General features: G+C 74.1%; 12 protein-coding genes. 2 read left to right on the top strand and 10 right to left on the bottom strand.

The features are described 5' to 3' along the window. From ACWGKQ_RS44080 to ACWGKQ_RS44050, 7 genes are read right to left on the bottom strand one after another with little or no spacing between them, the layout of a single operon-like run. Window positions 1-630: a DUF3887 domain-containing protein gene (locus ACWGKQ_RS44080; RefSeq protein ID WP_453297703.1), complete on the bottom strand. Its 630-nt coding sequence runs from the start codon at window positions 628-630 to the stop codon at window positions 1-3. A gap of 15 nt (window positions 631-645) precedes the next feature. Next, a complete protein-coding gene (locus ACWGKQ_RS44075; RefSeq protein WP_453297702.1) occupies window positions 646-1,377 on the bottom strand; it encodes a hypothetical protein in 732 nt (243 codons plus the stop codon). 22 nt (window positions 1,378-1,399) lie between these two features. After that, a complete protein-coding gene (locus tag ACWGKQ_RS44070; protein WP_453297701.1) occupies window positions 1,400-2,278 on the bottom strand; it encodes a TauD/TfdA dioxygenase family protein in 879 nt (292 codons plus the stop codon). Between the two features lie 58 nt (window positions 2,279-2,336). Then, window positions 2,337-3,038, bottom strand: coding sequence for a hypothetical protein (locus ACWGKQ_RS44065; protein WP_453297700.1), 702 nt, complete (start codon window positions 3,036-3,038; stop codon window positions 2,337-2,339). Further along, the gene (locus ACWGKQ_RS44060; protein ID WP_453297699.1) at window positions 2,977-4,071 is read right to left on the bottom strand and encodes a GSCFA domain-containing protein; all 1,095 of its coding nucleotides are present in this window, start codon (window positions 4,069-4,071) and stop codon (window positions 2,977-2,979) included. The genes ACWGKQ_RS44065 and ACWGKQ_RS44060 overlap by 62 nt, the downstream gene beginning before the upstream one ends. Before the next feature lie 11 nt (window positions 4,072-4,082). After that, entirely contained in the window at window positions 4,083-13,433 is a 9,351-nt protein-coding gene (locus ACWGKQ_RS44055) for an amino acid adenylation domain-containing protein (RefSeq protein WP_453297698.1), read from the bottom strand. Beyond that, entirely contained in the window at window positions 13,430-17,461 is a 4,032-nt protein-coding gene (locus ACWGKQ_RS44050; RefSeq protein ID WP_453297697.1) for a non-ribosomal peptide synthetase, read from the bottom strand. Before ACWGKQ_RS44050 ends, ACWGKQ_RS44055 begins: the two co-directional genes overlap by 4 nt. 465 nt (window positions 17,462-17,926) lie before the next feature. Here ACWGKQ_RS44050 and ACWGKQ_RS44045 point away from each other — a divergent pair, with 465 nt between their 5' ends. Continuing rightward, window positions 17,927-18,355 carry a hypothetical protein gene (locus ACWGKQ_RS44045; RefSeq protein ID WP_453297696.1) on the top strand — a complete coding sequence of 143 codons (429 nt, stop codon included), beginning with the start codon at window positions 17,927-17,929 and terminating at the stop codon, window positions 18,353-18,355. Window positions 18,356-18,366: 11 nt separating this feature from the next. On the opposite strand, the gene ACWGKQ_RS44040 is transcribed toward ACWGKQ_RS44045, so the two are convergent. The 3 genes from ACWGKQ_RS44040 to ACWGKQ_RS44030 all read right to left on the bottom strand — a co-directional run bounded on the left by ACWGKQ_RS44040 (window position 18,367) and on the right by ACWGKQ_RS44030 (window position 21,076). After that, on the bottom strand, window positions 18,367-19,020 hold the full coding sequence (locus ACWGKQ_RS44040; protein ID WP_453297695.1) for a response regulator transcription factor: 654 nt from the start codon (window positions 19,018-19,020) through the stop codon (window positions 18,367-18,369). After that, entirely contained in the window at window positions 19,008-20,159 is a 1,152-nt protein-coding gene (locus ACWGKQ_RS44035) for a histidine kinase (protein ID WP_453297694.1), read from the bottom strand. Before ACWGKQ_RS44035 ends, ACWGKQ_RS44040 begins: the two co-directional genes overlap by 13 nt. Window positions 20,160-20,230: 71 nt before the next feature. Next, window positions 20,231-21,076: a helix-turn-helix domain-containing protein gene (locus tag ACWGKQ_RS44030; RefSeq protein ID WP_453297693.1), complete on the bottom strand. Its 846-nt coding sequence runs from the start codon at window positions 21,074-21,076 to the stop codon at window positions 20,231-20,233. 101 nt (window positions 21,077-21,177) lie between these two features. On the opposite strand from ACWGKQ_RS44030, the gene ACWGKQ_RS44025 reads away from it, so the two are divergent. Beyond that, window positions 21,178-21,885 (top strand): SDR family oxidoreductase, encoded by a 708-nt coding sequence (locus ACWGKQ_RS44025; RefSeq protein WP_453297692.1) that lies wholly within the window; start codon window positions 21,178-21,180, stop codon window positions 21,883-21,885. Window positions 21,886-21,920: the final 35 nt, after the last annotated feature.

Genomic DNA, 21,920 nt, shown 5'->3' with positions numbered 1-21,920 from the left:
TCACGGGGTTTCGGCGGGAAGGATGAACAGGCCGGCGACCTTCTCGTCCGTGTCGAACGAGACCCGGGCCTTCATGTCTCCGGCCTCGTAGCGCAGCGGGATGTCGACCACCGTGTGGTCGCCGATGCGCCGGACGAACGGCTCCTCCTCGCCGTAGCCCTCGAACGCGCCCACCAGGCCGGCGACCGTGGCCAGGCCGCTGCCGCGCACCTCGTCGGTGAACGCCTCCAGGACCTGGGTGTTGAAGGACCGCCGGGCCCGGTCCATGCGTCCGTCGAGGACATCGGTGACGATCTCGCGGGCCCGCCCGGCGGCGTCGGCCATGCGTACGGTCTTGTCCATGGGTTCTCCCGTCCGGGGGTCGATGGGCTTGCCGAACCGCTGGAAGGCGGCCTGGCGGGTGACGCCGAGCAGGTCGCCGATCTCCTGCCAGGTGTGCCCGGCGTCCCGGCACTGCTGCACGCACAGCTTGAGCACCTGCTCGGCCAGGCCGTCCACGTCCCGGGAGCGTCGTACCAGGTCGAGATAGGCGGGCGGGGTCAGCGGACTGGCCAGCGCCCCGGCGAGCGCCGAGGCCTGCCCGGCCAGTTCGGCGCTCAGCGAGGCGAGGCTCGTGGAGGAATCGGCCACGTGTAAAGGATGCGTTTACACGTCTGGCCGTGTCAAGGTTTCCTTTACGGCTGTGAGGAGGCCGTCGGCGAGCCGCTGTGCCCGGGGGGCTTCGTTCGCTTCTGTCGTGGCGCGCAGCACTGCCCTCAGGTGTGCTCCGGGGAACGTGGCGGCGTAGGCCAGCGCGTCGTCGGCCGCGTACGCCGCCGCGAGTGCCGTGCCGAGGGCCTGCGCGTGGGCCTCGGCGAAGGCGCGGGCGTTCGCCTCGGTGCTGAGCCGCGCGTACTCGTGGCCGTAGGCGTCCGCGTCGGCCGTGGAAAATCCGTTGGCCAGGGCGTAGTCACGGGCACCCGCGTGCCCCTCCGCGTAGGCGGAGGCACGGTCGTAGGCGGCGTCGTACAGCCGCGGCAGCAACGGGTCCAGAGCCGACCGCCAGGTGTCCCGGTCGGCCGGTGCGCCCCGGGCCGCCGCGCGGTGCAGGTCCGCCGTCCCGGCCGTGTCCGCCGTTCCGGCGAGCAGCGGCAGCACGGTGTCCGCCTGCCAGACGTGCACGGCCCGCAGCCCGGCGGGCACCCCCGCCGTGCCGAGCGGGCCGAGCAGGCCGTGCAGCCGGGTCGCCCAGGCGTCCGCGGCGGGCGGCGGCAGTTCCCCGTGGACGGCGGTGGCGAGCCGCCACAGCCAGGCGGGCACGCCGGCCACGGGCGGCTCGGCGGCCGGGATCCGCAGCGCGGCGAGGAAGGCCGGGGGGGCGGCCGTGGTCGTGGCCATGTGTGCTCTCCGTCCGGCCGGGTCAGGCGTGCAGGCTCGTGCCGTCGATCGCCACGCGCCGGCCCTGCCTGGTGTGCGGGAAGTAGTCCCACACCGCGTGGTGCTGCACGCTGCGGTTGTCCCAGAACACCAGCGTGCGCTCCTGCCACCGGACCCGGCAGTGCAGCAGCGGGGTACGGGCGATGTGCGCGTAGAGCGTCCCCAGCAGGGCGTCGCTCTCGGCGCGCGACAGTTGGGTGATGTGCGAGGTGTAGGGGGCGTTGACGAACAGCAGCTTGCGGCCGTTCTCCGGATGGCGGACCACGACCGGCTGTTCGGTGCGCGGCACGTCGTACTCGGGCGGCGGGGTCAGACCGGCGTCCGTCCAGGGCTTCGCGCCGTCGTGGAGGGCGGTCAGACCGTCCAGGAAGCCGCGCAGGGCGGGGGAGAGCAGGTCGTAGGCGAGGTGCATGTTGGCGAACAGGGTGTCGCCGCCGCTGCCGCCCTCGGGGATCGTGGTGATGTACAGCATCGAGCCGAGGGAGGGCTCGGCGTCGGCGGTGCCGTCGGAGTGCCAGCCGTTGCCGGCGACGGCCTTGGAGTCCTTGTCCGCCTTGATCTCCAGGATGTGCGGGTCGGACCCCTCGGCGGCGAGGGCGACCGGGTGCAGTTCGCCGAAGACGCCCGCGAACCGCTTGTGCTGGTCCGGGGTCAGGTCCTGGTCGCGGAAGACGAGGACGTGGTGGGTGTGGAAGGCGTGCTTGAGCTCCTTCTCCTGCTGCGGCGTCAGCTCGCGTGAGAGGTCGAGGCCGGTGACCTCGGCGCCGAGCACCGGGGTGATCGGGGCGACGGAGAGGGTGTCGTAGGGCTCGGCGGGACGGGTGGTGAGCTCTGCTACGGCGCGCAGCGCGTAGTCCTCCATGAGGGACCTCCTTGAGACGGACGGACGGGGCGGATGAAGAGGACGGACGGGAGCCGGGTCAGAGCCCTCGGTCGAGGAGTTCGGCGACCACCAGCCGGCCGAAGGCGAGGTTGCCGTGGATCGTGTCGTCGGCCTGGCAGAAGACCGCCCGCTGGTGCCCCGTACCGTCGGTGACGCGGGGCCGCAGGTCGACCAACTCGACGCCGCGCGCCGCGAGTTCGGCGCCGATGACGTCCTGGGCGGCGAAGAAGACGCCCGGGTCGGACATGCCCGGGACGCGCTGCGGAGGCAGGAGCGCCAGCACCCGCACGCCGAGGGCGGCCGCACGGTCGTAGAAGGCGAGCGCGCCGCGGACGCTCGCCCGGACCAGATCGCCGAACAGGCCGCTGCGCAGGAACCCTTCGGACACGGTGCCGTCCCGGTCACGGTGGATGTCCCAGTTCTGCCGGGTGGCGACCGTGTGGGCGCTCAACCCGAACGTGCACACGAGCGGCACCCCGAGCCCCGCGAACCCGGGCACGCCGAGCGCGTCCAGGAACTCCCGGACCAGCCGCTGCGCCTCCGCGTCCCGGAACAACAGGTCACCGTCACCGGAGTCGAGGAACGGCCCGAGGAAGTCCCGTCCCGAGCCGACCGGGCCGCCCACGAAGGGCAGTTCCGCCTGCTGCGCGGCCCGTCCGACACAGCCGGCGTGGGAGTCACCGAGCAGGAGGAACCGGGCGGGAACGGGGGGCGTAGTAGTCGAGTACGGCGTCGTCACACCAGTGGTCCTCTCCGCCGGTGACACCGGCGACGGGGGTGGAGGAATGCGCGGTGGCCTGCGTGGGCGGCGCCGGATCGGCCCCGGGCCGGACGGCCCGGAAGAAGTGCCGCATCACGAAGGCCACTCCGTCGGGGGTGACCGTGCGCAGGTTCGGCCCGTAGAACGCCGCCCGGTACGGGAAACCCGTGACGATCTCGTACGACGGGAAGTAGTCGACGTCGTCGGAGGTGTCCGCGAGCTGGCCGGCCGCGGCGCGCAGCACCGACTTGGAGTGGGTGGTGGCGACCAGCGCGTGGCGGCCGGTGGCGGTCGCCGTCAGCGGGACCGGGGACACCGTGAGCACCGTGCGCAGCCGGGAGTTGACGCCGCGCGCCATCGCGAGGACGTCCGTGAGATCGCGGATCACCCGGTCCACCGTGTGGTTGTGCAGGACGTGCCGGCCGGGGTCGAACGTGCCGCGCACGGTACCGGGGCACACCGGCAGGACGGTACCGGTGCGGACGTCGTGCCAGGCCTCGGTCAGGCCCAGGGTGAACACCAGGACGTCGGCCCTGGCGAGCGCGGTGCGGATCGCCTCCAGGGTGACCGCGCGGGCGCGCAGCACGTCGTCCGGCGAGGGGTGGCCCTCCGGTTCCACGGCGGTCCGGTAGGGGTCGTGGCAGACGCCGTCCTCCTCCCACACCTCCTCCGGCGGTTTCTCCTCCTCCAGCGCCCAGGCGACCCACTGGCGCAGCGCGGCGGCCGTGTAGATGTTCCCGGTCCGGAAGGAGAAGCGGCGGTATCCGCGGGCCGCCTGCTCGGCGGCCGTCAGGCCCGGGGGCGGGAGTTCGGCGTCGTACCAGTGCATGCCCTCGGCCAGGAGGGCCCGGCCGATGTGCGCGGCGAAGCAGGAGCCGGCGGTGACGACGGGATCGTCCTGGCCGATCGCGAACTTCGGCGTCCACAGGCCGTCGATGTCCGCGGGGTCGCGCTCGGCGACCGCGGTGCGCCAGAACGACCGCGCGGGCAGGCGGGTGTACGGATGCTGCACGGGTGGTCTCCTCAGATCCGTCCGGCGGGCTGCGGCCGGGCGTCGGACGGCGACCCGGTCTCGGCGAGGGCGGCGGCGATCTCCCCGACATGGGGTTCGGCGACGATCTGGTAGTGGTCGGCGTCGACGTGGTGCAGCCGGTACGGCGACGGCAGGTGGGCGTCCCACGCTCCGGGGGCGGTCGGTTCGGGCGCGAGCGCGGCCTCGGCCACGGGGCGTGTCGCCAGCCATACGGCGGCGGGCGTCCGGTGCAGCCGCGGCAGCAGGTGCCCGGCCATGGCCGCCAGGTTGGCACGGCAGCAGCGCGCCAGCCGCTCGGCGTAGACGCGGCCGGACTCCGTGAGGGGGGCTGCGGGGTCCGGGCCGGGGAGGGGTCCGACGGTGCCGTGCACCGGTTCCGTCGGCCGCCCCGCGCCGTTTCCGCCCAACTCGCGGGCGAAGGCGGCCTGTATCCGCTCCTCGTCGTAGCCGGCGAGCCGGTGCCCGGCCCCGGGCGGCGGCGGGTCGAGCAGATGCAGGGCGGTCACCGGCCGGTCCTCGCCCTCGGCGAGCGCGGCCATGGACAGGGCGGTCCAGGCCCCGAACGACCAGCCGGCCAGCCGCAGTCGGCGCCCGGGCTCCGGGAACTCCCGCCGTACGGCGGCCAGGTAGTGCCCGGCGCGCTCGTCTATGGGGCGGTCCGGCAGCCCGGGGTCGCGCAGCCCGGGGTCGGCGATCAGGCAGACGGTGAGGTCGTCGGAGAGGGCCGACACCAGCGGTCGGTAGGCCTGGATGTCCCCGCCCACCGGATGCACCAGGCACAGCACGTCCGGCCCCGGGCCGCGCTGCCACACCTCGACGTCCACCGTGCCGGGCGGGCGGACACCGTCGCCGAGGTGGCCGAGGAGCTCCGCGAGGCTCACCCGGTGGCTGAGCCGGGACAGTTCGATGTCGGTGCCGTACCGGCGTTTGATCTCGTCGAGGAGCTCCAGCAGGGTCAGGGAGTCGGCGCCCAGGTCGTACAGGGCGGCCTGTGGGTCGACGGTGTCCACGCCGAGGAGGGCGAGGAGGATGTCGGTGACCTCCGCACCGAGATCACCTTCCGGCACGGGAGCGGGCGGTGCGGGTGCAGGTGCGGGGGCGGGTTCGGGGGCCGGGGTAGCGGGTTCGGGTCCGGCGGGTTCGGCGGCGACCGGTTCGGACGCGTAGAAGGCCCGTGCGGCCGTCAGGTCCGTGGTGCTCACCATGAGATACGGCAGTTGGAGGTGGAGGGCCCGCTCGAAGACGGCCGTACCCTCCTCGGGGGTGAGCGCCACGGTCAGGTGCTCGCGGTGCCGGGCGTCCGCCCGGGCGGCGTGCCGCTGGGCCATGCCGACGTCCCGCCACGCGTCCCAGCCGACACTCGTGCGTACGGTGGCGTCGCCGCCGGACGGGGTGTGGTGGGCGTAGGCGTCGAGGCAGGCGTTGGCGGCCGCGTAGTCGAACTGGCCGACCCCGCCGAACCGGGCCGCCATCGAGGAGCAGTACAGGACGTAGTCGGGGGCGTGTTCGGCGACGAGCAACTCGGCGAGCAGGGCGCCGCGCAGCTTGGCCGCCGTGACGGCGCGGGCCGCGGCCGGTTCGCGCCGGGCCAGCAGACCGCCCGCGGCGGTGCCGGCGGCGTGCACGATGCCGGCCAGGCCGTCGAGCAGCGGGGCCAGCCGGTCCGCGACGGCCGCGGGTTCCTCGGCCGCAAGGTCGGCCGTGACCAGGGTGACGCGCTCGCCGAACTCCCGCAGCGGGGCGGGCACTTCGGTGCCGCGGGCCACCAGGACGACCTGGTTCCCGGGGTGCAGGAGGAGGCTCGCGGCCAGGGTGGTGCCGAGGCCGCCCGTACCGCCGAGGACCAGATGGGTGCCCGGCGCGGCGGTCGGGCGGGGTGCCTCGCCCACCGGCACCGGCACGGTGGTGCGACGCCACCAGAAGCCGTCCCGCAGGGCCGTCGCCCGGTCGGTGACGGTGAGGGTCTCGTCGAGGAGCAGGTCGGGCAGGCGGGCGGCCCAGCCGGCCGGGTGCGGGCCGGGCAGGTCGGTCCAGCGCAGGGTGACGCCCAGTTCCTGCCGGGGGACTTCGAGGGCCGCGGCGAGCAGACCGGCTTCGGGGGTGTGCACGCTCCCGGTGACCGGCTGCGCCCGCTGGGACAGCAGCCAGGCCCGGGGCCGGTCCGGCTCCGGGAGGCCGGCGAGGGCCAGGGCGAGGGCGGCGACCGTGTCGAGGCAGGCCCACTCGGCCGTCTCCAGCGCGGCGGTGGCCGGGTCGCCGTCGAGGGCGAGCGGAAGCGCGTGCAGCCAGTCGACAGCCGGTGCGTCCGGCCGATCCGGTCCACTTGGTCCGTGCGGTCCGTCCGGTCCGTCCGGTGCGTCCGTGCCGGTCAGGCGGCCGAGCAGGGCGGTGAGCTGCCCGGCGTCGGCGACATCGGCCTCGTAGCGGTCGTCGCCGAGCCGGGTCAGGCCCTGTCCGGCGCGCACGGTCACCACCCGGGCGTAGTGGCGTTCCAGGAACCGCCAGCTCTCGCCGTCCTGCCCGGGGCCGATCACCACCACGGCGGTACGACGGGACATCACGGCGCCGGTGCGGGCGCGCCGTGACCGCGTCCACAGGGGCTGGTGCAGCCACTGCGCTGCCGGCAGCCGGGAGACCCCGGACAGCTCCCCGGCGGCGCGCGGAAAGTCGTACTCGGCGGTGTCGAAGGCGGGCGGCGGGAAGTCCCAGGGCGCCGGTGCCGGGCCCGTCGGCCATACGACACTGCGGCCGGCCGCCCAGGCCTCGGCGAGGGCGTGCGGGTCGCGGTCGCGGTCCTCGACCGCCGGCGCGTCCCGGGGCGGCGGCGCGGTGACCTCCGGCAGCGCCCGCAGCCAGACGACTGCCGAGGCGGCGTCGGGGCAGACGGCGGCCGCGCGGTGGGCGAGGGCGGGCCGCCCGGCCTGGAGGTGGCGCAGCACCTGCGGGTAGGCGTCGGGACGGGCCGCGAGATAGTCGGCGATACGGCGCCCGTCCGCGCGCACCGCGGCCTCCGAGGCGCCGGACAGCACCAGGCACGGCAGCACCTCCGCCGGGGTCGGTACCGGTGCCGGGTCCGGCTGCTCCAGCAGCACATGGGCGTTGGTGCCGCCGATGCCGAAGCTGCTCACCCCGGCCACCCTTTTCCGGCCTGCCGGCCAGGGCTCGGCGGCGACCGGGATCCGGAACGGGCCGTCGGCGATCTCCGGGTTGAGCCGGTCGAAGTCGGCCGTCGGCGGGACGACCCCGTGGTGCACGGCGAGCACCGCCCGCACCAGGCCGACGACGCCCGCAGCCGCGCCCAGGTGCCCGATCTGGCTCTTCACGGACGACAGCGCCACCCGCGCGTCCTCCGCCAGCCCGTACGCCTGCCGCAACGCGGCCGCCTCGACCGGATCCCCGAGCCGGGTACCGGTGCCGTGCGCCTCGACATACCCGACGTCGCCGCCGGCACCGGCACCGCCGGCGCGACCGCTGCGGTCCAGCGCGGCGCGGATCGCGGCCCGCTGCCCGGGCAGCGACGGGGCGCTGTAACCGAGCTTGCCGGAGCCGTCGTTGTTGAGCCCCGAGCCGGTGACGACCGCGTACACGGTGTCGCCGTCCCGGCGGGCCGCGGCCAGCGGTTTGAGGACTACCACGCCGCTGCCGCTCGCCCCCACGGTGCCCTCGGCGTCCGCGCTGAAGGGCCGGCAGTGTCCGTCGGGGGAGAAGATGTGCTGCGGCCGGTAGGTGTAGCCGTCGGTCAGCTCGGTGTCGACGAGGACCCCGCCGACGAGCATCACGTCGGCGTCGCCCTGCCGCAGCATCCCGGCGGCGACATGCACCCCGGCGAGCGAACTGGAGCAGGCGGACTGGAGCGTGAACGCCGGTCCGGTGAGGCCCAGATGGTAGGCGGCCTTGGTGGCGAGGAAGTCCTTCTCGTGGTGCAGGGCGAGCCGGAAGGAGTCGGGCAGCAGGCCCTGGTCGCCGTCCCGGAGCATCCGCTGGAAGTAGGTGTTCTCGCCGCAGGAGGCGACCAGACCGACCCGCAGCCCGGCCGGGTCGCCGATGCCGGCGTGGGCGAGGGCTTCGGCGCAGTTCATCAGCAGGTGGCGCTGCTGGGGATCCATCAGCCGGGCCTCGTGCGGGCTGATCGTGAACCGGCCCGGGTCGAACGCGAGCAGTCCCGCCATCTGACTGCGGGCGCCGACCCGGCCGTCGGCCGCGGCGAAGTGCTCGATGCCGCGCCGCCCGGAGACGACCAGGTCCCAGAACGCGGCCAGGTCGGGCGCGCCCGGCAGCCGTACGGCCATACCGACGACGGCGACGGGCTCGTCCGCCACCGCCCGCCGGGCGCCGTCGGACGCTTCCGGCCGCCGGGCCGGGGTGTCGCGGGCGGTGCCGTCGTCGGTCAGCCGCCGGGCCAGGGCACGCAGGGTGACGTGCTCGAACAAGTCCGGTACGGAGAAGGGGAGATCGCCCTCGCCCGCGCATCTGAGCTGGAAGCGCATCAGGTCCAGGCTGGTGGCCCCGGCGTCGAGGAACCGGTCGTCCACGGCGACGGTCCGCCCGGTCGCGGTCCGGAACAGCCCGGCCAGCCGCCGCTCCAGCGCTGACGGCCCGGCATCCGCGTTGCCGCCCGGCAGAGGTTCGCGCCCCGGCCCGGGTTCGTGACGCGACCGAAGTTCGCGTCCGGGCGCGGTGAGCGCCGCCCGGCGGTCCAGCTTGCCGCTGGGCGTGCGCGGCAGCTCCGTCACCCGGCGGAAGACGGCGACCCGGACATAGGCGGGCAGCAGCGCCGCCAGCCGCCGGGTGAGCTCCGCCGGGTCGGGATCCTCGCCCCGGCACTGGAGGACGGCGACCAGCCGGCCGTCCCGCACGCCCGCGACCGCGTTGACCACCCCGGCCCCGGGCAACCCCAGCAACGCGGCCTCGACCTGGCCCAGTTCGAGGCGGTGCCCGCCCAGTTTGACCTGGCCGTCGTCGCGCCCCGCGTAGTGCAGCAGACCGTGCTCGTCGAAGCGGGCGCGGTCCCCGCTGCGGTAGAGGGTGCCCAGCTCGGGATCGTCGAGGAACCGGTCGCGCTGTGCGGCGGGGTCGCCGAGATAGCAGCGGTTCGCCATGGGGCCGCCGATGAGCAGGTCGCCCGTCACACCCGGCGGAACGGGCAGACCGCCCTCGTCGACCACCCGCAGCACGGCCCCCGCCACCGGGCGCCCGATGGCCGGACGCGCCGGCCAGGCGGCCGGGTCTCCTTCGAGGCACAGGGCGCTGACGACATGGGTCTCGGTCGGGCCGTAGTGGTTGAACAGGCGGGCCCCGGCCGGCAGCCCCGCGAACCAGCGCCGGATCGCGTCCGTGCACACCAACTGCTCGCCCGCGGTGACGACCTCACGCAGCCGGGACGGGAACGCCCCCGAGCGCACACCGTGTTCGGCGAGCAGCTGCAAAGCCACGTACGGCAGGAAGATCCGCTCCGCGCCGCCGTCCTCCAACTCCCGGAGCAGCGTGGGCATGTCCTGCCGCCATGCCGGTCTCACCAGGCGCAGTTGGCCGCCGGAGCACAGCGTGGTGAGGATCTCCTGGAAGGAGACGTCGAAGGAGAGCATGGAGAACTGCTGGGTGACGGCGGGTCGTTCGAGTCCCCCCGTGGTCCGCTGCCAGGTGAGCAGGGAGCACAGGGTCCGGTCGGGGACCTGGACACCCTTGGGTGTGCCGGTGGAGCCCGAGGTGAACAGGGTGTAGAGCGGCCGGAGTCCGCGGTGCCGGTACGGCACGGGCGGCGCGGTGGGGGCGTGGGTGAGGGTCACGACGTGCCGCGGCAGGTCCGGCGGGGCGATCTCGGCCAGGACGTCGAGGTCCCGGGCGCCGGTCAGCACGCACAGCGGGTCCGCGTGGTCGAGGACATGCCGCAGCAGCGCCGTCGGATAGGCCGGGTCGAGGGGGACGACGGTCAGGTTGCGGCGGGCCGCCGCGAGGAGGGCGACGACGTGCTCGACGGACGGCTGGAGGTACAGGGCCACGGACGCCGGAGCGGCCGGATCCTCGGGCACGCTCAGGAGCGACGCCAACTCGTTGGCCTGGGCGTCGAGTTCGGCGTAGGTGAGCGTGGTCCCGCCCAGCGTGACGGCGGGCGCGTCCGGGGTACGGGCCACCTGGCGGGCGAACCCCTCGGCGACCGTGGCGAAGTCCGCTGCCACGCGAGTGCCGTGGGCGGTCGCCGACGTGCGGTCGGGGGCCACGAGTTCGCGCAGGGTGCGGTCACCGGCGCCGGCCAGCTCGTCCAGCGCGCGCCGGAACAACCGGGCCGCCGCTCGCGCGCGTTCGGCGCCGAAGTCGTCGCGGTACTCCCAGAGACAGCCGAACCCCGACTCGTCCTCCACCACCGACAGCGTCAGCGCGCACTTGGCGCCCGCGGGCTCCGGCCACAGCGGTTCCACCGCACAGCCCGCCAGCCGCAGCGCGGAGAACTCCGTGTTCTCCAGGACGAACAGGTAGTCGAACAGGGGTGAGCGGTCACGGAACGCCGGATCGCCGAGCACATCGGCGAGGAGGACCTCCTGCCCCTCCAGAACCCCGTGCACACGGTCGGCGTGCGCGGTGAGGTGGGCGCCCAGGGAGTCGTCGGGCCTTATGGCGAGGTCGAGAAGGACGGTGTTGGCGAACATGCCGACGCTCTCGGCGAACTCGGGCCGCGGCCGGTTCGCCACCGGAGCGGCGACCAGGGGCCGGGCCTGCCCGGTCACGCCGTACAGGCACGCGGCGAACGCCGACACCAGCAACTGGAACCTGGTCAGGCCGAGTTCCGCGGCACGCCGGTCCAGTGCGCTGCGGCGGACCAGGTCGAGGGAGGTGCGCAGCAGCCCCGCCGTCGGCCGGGCCGACGACGCGGGCTCGGGGGCGGGCAGGGCGGGCGACGGTTCCGGCGCGCCGGCGTAGTGCTCGCGCAGTCGGCCGCGAAGGTGTTCGTACCCGGCGGTCGCCCGCCAGTCCCGCTGCCAGCGGGCGAGATCGAGCGGACTGGCGGCAGGAGCCGGCGACTTGACGTCGCCCGTGTAGGCGTCGGTCAGGTCGCGGAAGAGGAGGTTGAGGGACCAGCCGTCCACGGCCGCGTGGTGCAGATGCAGGAGCAGCAGCCCGCCCCCGGCCCGCTCGGCCCAGGCGGCCCGCAGCATGTGGGGCTCGGTGAGGTCGAAGCGGTGGGCGAAGAAGTGGTCGGCGGTCTCCTGCCAGGACTCGCCCGGACGGACGTCGAGCGGCTGCCAGGGGTCGTACGGCGCCTCGGTCCGCTGGCGCAGGCCGTCCGGGGCGGGGACCAGCCGGGTGCGCAGGGCAGGGTGCCGTTCCACCAGGGTGCGCAGCGCCCGGCGCAGTGCCCGCGGGTCGACGGTGCCCTGGACCCGGAAGACGAGCGGCACGTCGTAGGAGCGGTCGTCGGGGTCGCGCCGGTGCAGAAGCCAGAGGCGTTCCTGTTCGCTGGTGGCGGGCGCGGTCGTGGTGTCCGGGGCGGGTGGCACCGGCGGCCGGGAGCCGGCCGGAGCGGTGCGGACGGCGTCCGCCAGAGCCGCGAAGTCGGCCCGCAGCACGAGGCCTTGGGGAATGTCGACGCCGTACCGCGCCAGGATCTCGAAGCGGAACCGCAACGCCTTCAGGGAGTCGCCGCCGCTCGGGATCCAGCGGTCGTCCGGACGCAGACCACCGACGGCGAGGATCTCCTCGGCGATCTCCAGGACGGGCCGCTGCTCGGCACTGACCGGCACCGCGTCCGCACGTCTCCCGCGCCACGGCTCGCCGGCGTCGCGCAGCAGCGCCGCCTGGTCGACCTTGCCGTTGGCGGTCAGCGGGAGTTCCGTGACGAGGTGGGTGTGGTGGGGACGCATGTACGGCGGCAGGGCGGCGGTGAGGTGACGTTCGTAGCCGGCGAAGGAGAGGTCGTCGCCGAGGACGAGGAAGGCCAGCAGTTCGTGGCGGTCGGCCGTGTCACGCCGGGTGCAGACATAGGCGTGCCGGACGGCGGGCAGTGCCAGGATCCGCTGCTCCACCTCGCCGGGTTCGATGCGGAAGCCGCGCACCTTGACCTGCCGGTCGGCGCGTCCGACGTAGAGCACGCGCCCGTCGGCGTCCCGGCGTACCAGGTCACCGGTCCGGTACCAGCGGTGCGGGAGGCCGTTCTCGTCGGCCAGCCGGACGAAACAACGCTCGGTCAGTTCCGGCAGATTGCGGTAGCCGCGCGCCAGCGCCTCCCCGCTGAGCAGGAGTTCGGCCACCTCGCCGTCCTCCGCGGTCCGTCCGTCCGCGGTGCGCAGCAGCAGCCCGGTCCCCGGCAGCGCGGTACCGATCGGCACCGAGTCGCCCTCGAAGTCCCGGGGGATCGGGTGGCACAGGGCGAACGTCGTGGCCTCGGTCGGCCCGTACACGTTGTAAAGGACGGTGGCCGCGGCCGGGTTGGCGTCGTACCAGGTGCGTATCGTGCGCGGGTCGAGCCGTTCGCCGCCGACCAGGACGTGGTCGGCGGCGGCGAAGCAGCCGGGAACCCTGTCCACCACCGTGTTGAAGAGCGCCACCGTGATGAACACAGTGTCGACGCGGCGTTCGCGCAGCACGGCGGCGAACCGGTGCGGGCTGTGCACCTCGGAGTCGTCGACGACGACGCAGACACCGCCGGTGAGCAGCGGAGCCCAGACCTCGAAACTGAGCGCGTCGAAGGCCGGGTTGGACAGGCAGGCGAAACGGGCGCCGGGCCGCGGGTCGAGCCAGCCGGGCCGGGCCAGCCGCAGCACGCCCGCGTCGGTGACCTCGACGCCCTTGGGACGGCCGGTGCTGCCGGAGGTGTAGAAGACGAAGGCGGTGGCGCCGTCCCCGGCGGGCGCGGGCGCGGGTGCGGGTGGCGCGGCGGCGATGGGCGGCGCGCCGGCGACGAGGGGTGCGGCGGCGACGGGCGGCGCGGTCGGGCCGAGGAGCAGGTCCGCGTCGATCCCGTGGGCGTGCTCGGTCGTACCGTCGTGCACGACCGCGACGGCGCCTGAGTCGTCGAGGATGTGCCGCTGCCGGTCCGGCGGGCTGAGCCGGTCGAGCGGGACGACGGTGGCCCCCGCCCGGCGGATGCCGAGCATGACGCACACCAGCTGCCAGGAACGCGGCAGGCAGACCGCCACGGACTGCCCGGCGCCCACGCCCCGTTCGCGCAGCCGCTCGGCCACCAGGCCGCTGAGCAGGTCCAGTTCGGCGTAGCCGAGCCGTCGGGGACCGTCCTCGACGGCGACGGCGCCGGGCGTGCGACGAGCCTGGGAGAGTACGGCCCCGGCCAGGCCGGCCCCGGTGAGCGGGGCCTCGGCCGGTCCGGAAGGTGCGGTGCGGTCGGTCATCGCGCTTCTCCCGCCGGTACGGCGACGGAGCCCGCCGGGTGTCTCGACTGCCCCTCGTGATGAGCGAGTTCGGCGGCGAGCAGCGCGCCGACCCGGGCCGTCTCGGCGCCCTCCAGGATCTCCCAGTGGTCGCATGCCATCGTCTCGACGCGGAACTCGCCCTGCGCGCGCCGCCGCCAGAAGGCGCGGACCTCGGCGTGGAAGGAGGTGTCGGCGCCGCCCGGCACAGCCTCGGCGAGGACCAGCCGGGCCGGAGAGGCGGCCGGGACATGGTCGCGGGCGGTGAGCCGGTTGTGGTTGTAGATCCGGAAGTACCGGTCCACCTGGGCGTCGTCGATGCCGGGGTACATCCCGTTGAACCGCACGAGTTTGTCGCGGAACTCGGCCGCGTCGACGGCGGTGATCGCCGCGCGGGCCGCCGCGTCGTCGGTCGCCTGGGTGTCGAGGAGGACCACGCTCACGTCGCTCCGTCCGGCGGCGCCGAGCAGTCGTCCCATCTCGTGGGCCACGAGTCCGCCGTAGGAGAGCCCGGTCAGGACGAGCGGACCCTCGTCGAGCGGTTCGAGGAGGCGCAGATACTCCTCCGCCATGGCCGTCACGGTGGGCAGCACGTCCTCCCCGGGGTTCACGCCGGGGGACTGGATGCCGTACAGGCCGGTGTGTCCGGGCAGGTGGGCGGCGAGCGGCAGGTAGCAGAAGGCGGTGCCGCCGGCCGGGTGGACGCAGACCACCCGGGGGCCGGTGCCCCGGCGGAACTCGATCAGGCTGCCCGGGGCGCGGTCCGCGCCGTCCTCGCGCAGCAGCGCGGCCAGCGCCTCGATCGTCGGCCGCACCATCACCTCGGCGACCGGCAGCCGGCGGCCGAACGCCTCGGTGACCTCGTGGGCCATCTTGATGGCCGACAGGGACGTGCCGCCGACGTCGAAGAAGTTGTCGCCGACGCCGATCGCGGGGTGCAGCAGAACGCGCTGCCAGATGCGGTACAGGGCGTGCTCGACGTGGTCGCGCGGGCTGGCGGTGTTGACCTGGTCCGACGTCTGCTCGTGGACCAGCCGGAGCAGGGCGGCGCGGTCGAGTTTGCCGCTGCGGCCCAGCGGCAGGGTCTCCAGGTCGAGGACGACGGCGGGGACCATGTAGTCCGGCAGGCTGCGGGCGAGTGCCGTGCGCCAGTCGGCGCTGGTGCGCGCCGCGGCACCGCCCCGGCCGACGGCGGCCACCAGCCGGGGCCGGCCCGCCGGGTCCTGGTCGGCGAGGACGACGGCCTCGCGGACCCCGGGCAGTCGCGTCAACGCCGCCGCTATCTCGCCCGGTTCGATACGGAAGCCGCGCAGCTTGACCTGGTCGTCGGCGCGCCCCGCGTAGTGCAGCAGGCCGTCGTCGCCCCAGCGGGCGAGGTCGCCGGTGCGGTAGACGCGGTCGCCGGGCACGAACGGGTCCGGCAGGAAGCGTTCCTCGGTGAGGTCGGGGCGGTTGAGATACCCGCGGGCGAGGGCGGCCCCGCCGAGGTGGACCTCCCCGACGACGCCGGGCGGGACCGGCTGCATCCGGGCGTCCAGGACGTAGCAGCGGGTGCCGGGCAGCGGGCGGCCGATGGGGCAGGGGCGGTCCAGCGGGCGGGGATCGTAGTGGGCGGTGCTGTAGAGGGTCGCCTCGGTGGGGCCGTAGCCGAAGCAGACCCGCAGGCCGGGCAGTCGCTCCGTCATGCGGTGCAGCGCCGCCTCGGTGAGCGACTCGACCCCGGTCAGCAGCTTGCGCAGGCGCAGGCCGCGCAGCCGTCCGTCCGGGTCCTCGTCGACCCACTTGACGTAGGCGGGCGGCAGGAACGCCTGCACGATCTCGCGCTCGCGCAGCCAGGCGAAGAACTCCTCCGGGTCGCCGCGGACCTCCTCGGGGACGATGTGCAGCACACCGCCGGTGGTGAGGGGCAGCAGGAGTTCGTGGACCGAGGCGTCGAACCCGATGCTGGACCAGGCCGAGCCCGCCTCGCCCGGGGCGGTGCCCATCCGGTCGTGCCAGGCCGAGAAGAGGTTCAGGACGCTGCGGTGCTCGACGGCGACGCCCTTGGGCCGCCCCGTGGACCCGGACGTGAAAATCACGTAGGCCAGCTGGCCCGGGGCCCGGGTGATCCCGGCCGGCGGCCGGTCCCCGGCCGTGCACTCAGCCCCGGCCTCGGCCCCAGCCCCGGCCGAGTCCTCGGCCTTGGCCTTGGCCTTGGCCTCGACCGTGCCGATGTCGAGCCAGTCCTGCGGCCGGTCCGTGCCGCGGTGGTCGCTGAGGACCACGGGGCACACGGCGTCCTCGACCATCGCGGCGAGGCGTTCCCAGGGCTGCCCCGGGTCGAGCGGGAGGTAGGCGGCCCCCGCCTTGAGGATGCCGAGGATGCCGACGGCCAGGTCAGCGGTACGGCGCACGTGCAGTCCGACGACATCACCGGGCCGTACGGCACGGGCGACGAGGGCGTGCGCGAGCCGGTTCGCGCGCCGGTCGAGCGTCGCGTAGTCCAGTGCGTGGTCGCGGTCGACGACGGCGGTGGCGGTGGGGTGCGTGCGGGCCCGGGCCTCGAAGAGCTCCGGGATGCCGGAGGCCGCGCGCAGCGCGTTCGCCATGGCGTCGGAGGAGCCGCTGATGACGGGGGAGCCGCTTGCGCCGATCAGCTCCAGGCGCTCGCGCGGATCCATCAACTCCAGCGTGTCGACGGTGCGGTGCGGGTGCCGGGCCATGTCGGTGAGCAGATGCCGCAGGTGTCCGGCCCAGCGTTCGGCGGTGGCGGTGTCCAGCAGCGCGGTCGCATGGTCGAGGTGCCCGGTGACCCGCCCCTCCGACTCGGTCGCCGACAGGGCGAGGTCGAACTTGGCGGGGGCGTGGGCGATCGGCACCGGCGTTGTCTCGACACCGGGCAGTTTCAGCAGGTCGTGCCGGTCCGGGACCCAGGCCAGCATGGTCTGGAACAACGGGGTGTGGGCAGCGCTGCGGGGCGGGTTCACCACCTCGACGATCCGCTCGAACGGCAGGTCCTGGTGGGCCAGGGCGTCACGGACCACCGCCCGGGTGCGGGCCAGGGCCTCCGTCGCGGTCGGGGAACCGGACAGGTCGACGCGCAGCGGGAGCGAGTTGACGAGGAAACCTATGAGCCCGGCGGCCCCCGGACCGCGGCGGCCCGCGACGGGACTGCCGACAACGATGTCCTGCTGTCCGGAGAGCCGTGACAGCAGCACGGCCCAGCCCGTCAGCACCGCGACGAACAAGGTGGCCCCTTGTTCCCGGGCCAGCCCGCGCAGGGCACTCGTCACGTCCGCATCCAGCTCGAACCCGACGCGGCCGCCGTCGTAGCCCTGCTCCGCCGGCCGCGGTCCCGGCAGCGGCAGTTCGAGCACGGGCGGGGCGTCGGCCAACGCGCCCCTCCAGTAGGCCTCTTGAGCGGCGAGGGCGCCACCGAGCACCGACGCCCGCTGGGCCTCGGCATAGTCCGCGTACTGGAGCCGCAACTCCGGCAGCCCGTCCGGCACTCCCGCCGCCAACGCCTCGTAGAGGAGCCCGATCTCCCGCATCATCACGTTCATCGACGCGCCGTCGTAAATACTGTGATGGAACGTCAGCAACAGCACGTGACGTGCGGTGCCGAGGGCGAGCAGCCGACCGCGCCAGAGCGGACCGGCCGCCAGGTCGAACTCCCGCTCCGCCTCCTGCCGTTGACACTCCGCGACGCGCTTCTCCGGGTCGGCCGCGGTGCTGAGGTCGTCGACGTCCAGGGGTGCGCCCGAGCCCGCCGGGTCGATGTGCTGGCACACTCCGCCCGCCTCGGCCACCAGCCGGGTCCGCAGGCTCTCGTGCCGGTCGGTCAGGGCGTCGAAGGCGGCGGCCAGGAGGCCGCGGTCGAGGGGGCCGCTGAGGAGGAAGGCGAGGGTCTCGTTGTAGGCGGTGCTCCCGCCCGGGAGCTGGGCCAGGAACCACAGCCGCTGCTGGGCGAAGGACGCGGGCCGGACCCGGAGGGCCGGGTCCGCGGGGGCGAGGTGGGGAGTGTTCTGCACCGGCAAGGCCTGGCCTTCCTGTCGGGGACGTGACCGGGGACAAAACGGAGGCGCGGCGAATGACGGCATCGCGCGAAGTGCCGGAAGGGAGGGATGCGAAGAGGGAGACGCAGTGGGGGGTGCGAAGTGGGGGAGAGTGCGTAGATATCGGCGAGTGGGGGAGGACCGACGGGGGATACGCGTGGTGCGGATGCGCACACTGAGGCGTCAGTTGCGCGGAGTTTCTGAGGGGGCTCCGTGACTTAGCTGTGATCATCAGTCACGCGCTCAGAACATGTCAACACTTGACTTTTCGGCGGGAGTTGACTTACCGGAGCGGCTCCTTCCGGGGTTTCGGACCCGTGGTGTAGTCCGCTACACCACGGGTCCGGGAGGCTGCTCCCTCGTGACCGTGGCGGGGCGCCGGGATCGTGGTGGGCAGAGAGATCCCCGGGGCGAGGAGCCCCTCGTCCTAAGGAATGCCCGATGGCCGCCAAGTCGCCGTTCGCCACCGTCAAGTCGTTCTTCGCCGGTCTGCTGCTCTGGTCGTGTTTCGGCGCGGGCCTGGCCGCCGCCGTGGGCGGGGCCGGTGCCGTACTCGACGGTACGGCGAAGAACGCGGCGACCCTCGCCGGCGTCGCCCTCTCCATGCTGACCGGCACGCGCATCGCGAGGAAGCCGAAGATCAAGGCGTTCCTGTCGACCCGGCCGGTGCTGTGGTTCCTGTTCCTCTTCAACGGCGGCGTGGCCGCGGTCGCCTACTTCGCCGTCGACGGCGTGAAGGGCATCGCCACCGCGGCCGGGATGGGCCTGGTCGCCCTCGGCGCGGCGGGCGGCCTGGTGTCCGGTCGCCGCGGGTCCCGCGACGGCCGGACCCAGGACGGCACGACCGGTACCTCGGCCACCGGCTGGTAGTGCGGCAGGGCTCACGCCTGAGGGGCGTGGGCCAGATAGGCGAGGACGGCCAGGACCCGGCGGTGGCCGCTGTCGCTCGGGGGCAGGCCGAGCTTCAGGAAGACGTTGCCGATGTGCTTGTGCACCGCGCGCTCGGTGACCACGAGGGTCCCGGCGATGGTCGCGTTGTCGTGGCCCTCGGCCATCAGCGACAGCACCTCGCGCTCGCGGGGGGTGAGCGAGTCCAGCGGCGAGTCCTTGCGGCGGGTGAGGAGTTCGGCGACGACCTCGGGGTCCAGCGCGGTACCGCCGCCGGCCACCCGCTCCAGTGCGTCGAGGAACTCGTCGACCCGGCCGATCCGGTCCTTGAGCAGATACCCGATCCCGCTGGTCCCGCCGCCCAGCAGCTCACCGGCGTACGCCTCCTCGACGTACTGCGAGAGCACCAGTACCGGCAGTCCGGGCAGCCGCTCGCGCGCCTCCAGTGCCGCCCGCAGCCCCTCGTCGCGGAAGCCCGGGGGCATCCGCACGTCGAGCACGGCCACGTCCGGCCGGTGCTCCAGGAGCGCGGGCACGACCTCGGGCCCGCTGCCCGCGACGGCCACGACCTCGTGCCCGGCCGAGGTCAGCAACAGGACGAGCCCCTCCCGCAGGAGCGCGTTGTCCTCGGCGATCACCACACGCACGGCAACTCCACTTCGATCACGGTCGGCCCCCCGACGGGGCTGGACACTTCCATGGTTCCGTCGAGCGCGGCGACCCGCCGCCGCATGCCGAGCAGACCCGAGCCGCCGGCCTCGTCGGCGCCTCCGCGGCCCTCGTCCCGGACCCGCACGCGCAGCCCGCGCCGGACCCGGACCAGCCGGACCTCGGCACGGTCCACCCCGCTGTACTTGGCGACGTTGGTCAGCGACTCGGCCACCGCGAAATAGGCGGCCGCCTCCACCGCCGCGGGCGCCCGCACCCCCTGGTCGAGGCCGCCGTCGTCCACGGTCACGTTCAATCCGCTGCCTGCCGCCAGCGCGCGCACGGCGCCGGCCAGGCCGCGGTCGCTCAGGATCGGCGGATGGATGCCGCGTACCACCTGCCGAAGCTCCGTCAGCGCCTTCTCGGCCTGGTCCTGGGCCTCGTCGAGGAGCCGGAGACCGGTCTCGCGGTCCCCGCCGTAGGCACGCCTGGCGAGCCCGATGCGCAGGGACAGCGCCACCAGCTGTGCCTGCGCTCCGTCGTGCAGATCCCGCTCGATCCGGCGCAGTTCGGCCTCGTGCGCGGCGATCGCGTCGGCGCGGGTCGCGGCGAGTTCCTCGACCCGGGCCGTGAGCCGTGCCTGCGGGGACGGCTTGAGCAGCGCCGTCGACCAGTCCGCCTCCAGGTCCGCGAGCCGTACGATCAGCGGCAGTACGACCGCCTCGCGGCGCAGCAGCCCGCACCACACGCCGTCGACGACCAGTCCCACCGGCCACAGCGGCAGGGCGAGGACGAGCAGCGCGCCGTAGAACCAGTAGGCGGCCATCCAGCGCACGTCGGTGCGGGTGCCGGGATCCCGGACGGCCGTGACCACCCGCTCCCGCACCGTCCCGGTCAGCGGCCGGTACGCCTCGGGGATCCGCACCCCGGTCCAGGTGGCGGTCAGGTTCCGCTTGGCTCCCGCGATCCGCCGGATCAGCAGCACCGTCTCGGGCAGCAGCCAGACACCGACGACCACCAGCGTGCCGATCGCGGTGATCAGCAGGACGGTGATGAAGATCCACGTTCCGAACGCCATCGCGGCGGCCAGGGCGAGGTGGACCGTGGCCCACGCGGCACGCCGCACCGATTTCCACATGAAAGGAAGCTAAATGGTTTGCTTAAGTCACGCAAGTTTTGCAGGTCCTCGCCGAGGGCGTGTCGGCCGGGTCAGTGCTTCCCGGCCAGGCTCTGGGTGCCGAGCACGGAGACCAGCGCCAGCTTCTCGGCGGCCTCGGTGTCCGGCTCGGCCGAGTAGACGAGGATGCGCAGGTCGTGTTCCTCGACCCGGAGATGGTCGCAGTCCAGCGTGAGCGTGCCCACCTGCGGATGCTCGACCGTCTTGCGCGATGCCTCCAGCCGGCCCACCACCCCCGCGTCCCACAGCTCGGCGAACCGCCTGCTCTGTGCCCGCAACTCGGCGATCATCCGCCGCAGTTGGCGGTCGGCCGGATAGCGGGCGGCCGTCGAGCGCAGCTCGGCGACCAGGCCGGCCTCGAAGGACCGCCGCTCCTCGGGGGTGTGCCGCACCCGGGTCGGCCGGCCGAGGAAGTTGCGCCACACGCCGTTGCGATCGAAGCCGCGCAGCCCGGACGGATCGCCCATCAGCGCCGCGTACATCGGGTTGGTCACCAGCAGGGTCATGGCCGCGTCGGACACCGCGACGGGGGTGCTGGCCAGCCGGTCGATGAGCCGCTGGACACTGGGCGTGATGTACCCCGGCACCATGTCGGGGCCCGGTGGCACCAGCCCCGCCAGCCCGAACAGATACGTCCGCTCGTCCGCGGACAGCCGCAACGCCCGTGCCAGTGCCTCGACGACCTGCCCGGACGGGTTGACCGCCCGGCCCTGTTCGAGGCGCGTGACGTAGTCGACCGAGATCCCGGCCAGCAGCGCCAGCTCCTCGCGCCGCAGCCCCGCCGCACGCCGCTGGCCCCCGGCCGGCAGCCCGGCGGCATCCGGGGCGACACGGTCGCGCCAGCGCCGCAGCGCCTGTCCGAGTTCCGTCGCCGTCATGCCCCCAGTCAACACGTCCGGCCGGGGATGTGCCTGGTACCCGCAGTCCCAGGAAGAAGGGTCTGCTGGCTGCCCCGGCGGCCCGGGCGCAGTGTTGAGGCATGACGACAACACTGATCACCGGAGCCAACAAGGGCATCGGTTTCGAAACCGCCCGCCAGCTCATCGCCGCAGGTCACACCGTGTACATCGGAGCCCGGGACGCAGAGCGCGGACGCCGGGCCGCCGACGATCTGGGCGCCCGGTTCGTCCTCCTCGACGTCACCGACGACGCCTCGGTCGAGGCCGCGGCGGAGCAGATCGAGGCCGACGGCGGGCTCGACGTCCTGATCAACAACGCCGGGATCGAGACCCGGAACGCGGACAACAGCGTGCCCACGGCCCGGACCGTGACCGCCGACCAGATACGGAACACCTTCGAGACCAACGTCTTCGGCGTCGTCCGCGTCCTGCACGCCTTCCTGCCCCTGCTGGAGCGGTCGGCGGCACCGGTCGTGGTCAACGTCAGCAGCGGTCTGGCCTCGCTGACGGCCCTCTCCGACCCGGACCACCCCGCGCACTTCTACCCCGGCATCGCCTACCCGACGTCCAAGACCGCGGTCAACATGCTCACCGTGCAGTTCGCGAAGGCGCTCCCGGCCCTGCGGATCAACTCCGTCGAGCCCGGCTTCACCAAGACGGACCTGAACGGCAACACCGGCACGCAGACCGTGGAGCAGGGTGCCGAGATCGTCGTGCGGATGGCGCAGATCGCCCCGGACGGACCGACCGGCGGCTACTTCGACGTGAACGGCCGGCTGCCCTGGTGAGCCGCGGCTGAACCGGCCGGGGGCTGCCTCACCCC

It is taken from the genome of Streptomyces sp. NPDC054770 (genome assembly GCF_053611985.1).
This window is presented reverse-complemented; position numbering and strand designations above follow the sequence as displayed.

Excerpts from the sequence above, each read along its gene's own strand:
- ACWGKQ_RS44075 (WP_453297702.1), bottom strand. The coding sequence starts at position 1,377 with ATGGCCACGACCACGGCCGCCCCCCCGGCCTTCCTCGCCGCGCTGCGG.
- ACWGKQ_RS44070 (WP_453297701.1), bottom strand. The coding sequence starts at position 2,278 with ATGGAGGACTACGCGCTGCGCGCCGTAGCAGAGCTCACCACCCGTCCC.
- ACWGKQ_RS44055 (WP_453297698.1), bottom strand. The coding sequence starts at position 13,433 with ATGACCGACCGCACCGCACCTTCCGGACCGGCCGAGGCCCCGCTCACC.
- ACWGKQ_RS44045 (WP_453297696.1), top strand. The coding sequence starts at position 17,927 with ATGGCCGCCAAGTCGCCGTTCGCCACCGTCAAGTCGTTCTTCGCCGGT.
- ACWGKQ_RS44035 (WP_453297694.1), bottom strand. The coding sequence starts at position 20,159 with ATGTGGAAATCGGTGCGGCGTGCCGCGTGGGCCACGGTCCACCTCGCC.
- ACWGKQ_RS44030 (WP_453297693.1), bottom strand. The coding sequence starts at position 21,076 with ATGACGGCGACGGAACTCGGACAGGCGCTGCGGCGCTGGCGCGACCGT.
- ACWGKQ_RS44025 (WP_453297692.1), top strand. The coding sequence starts at position 21,178 with ATGACGACAACACTGATCACCGGAGCCAACAAGGGCATCGGTTTCGAA.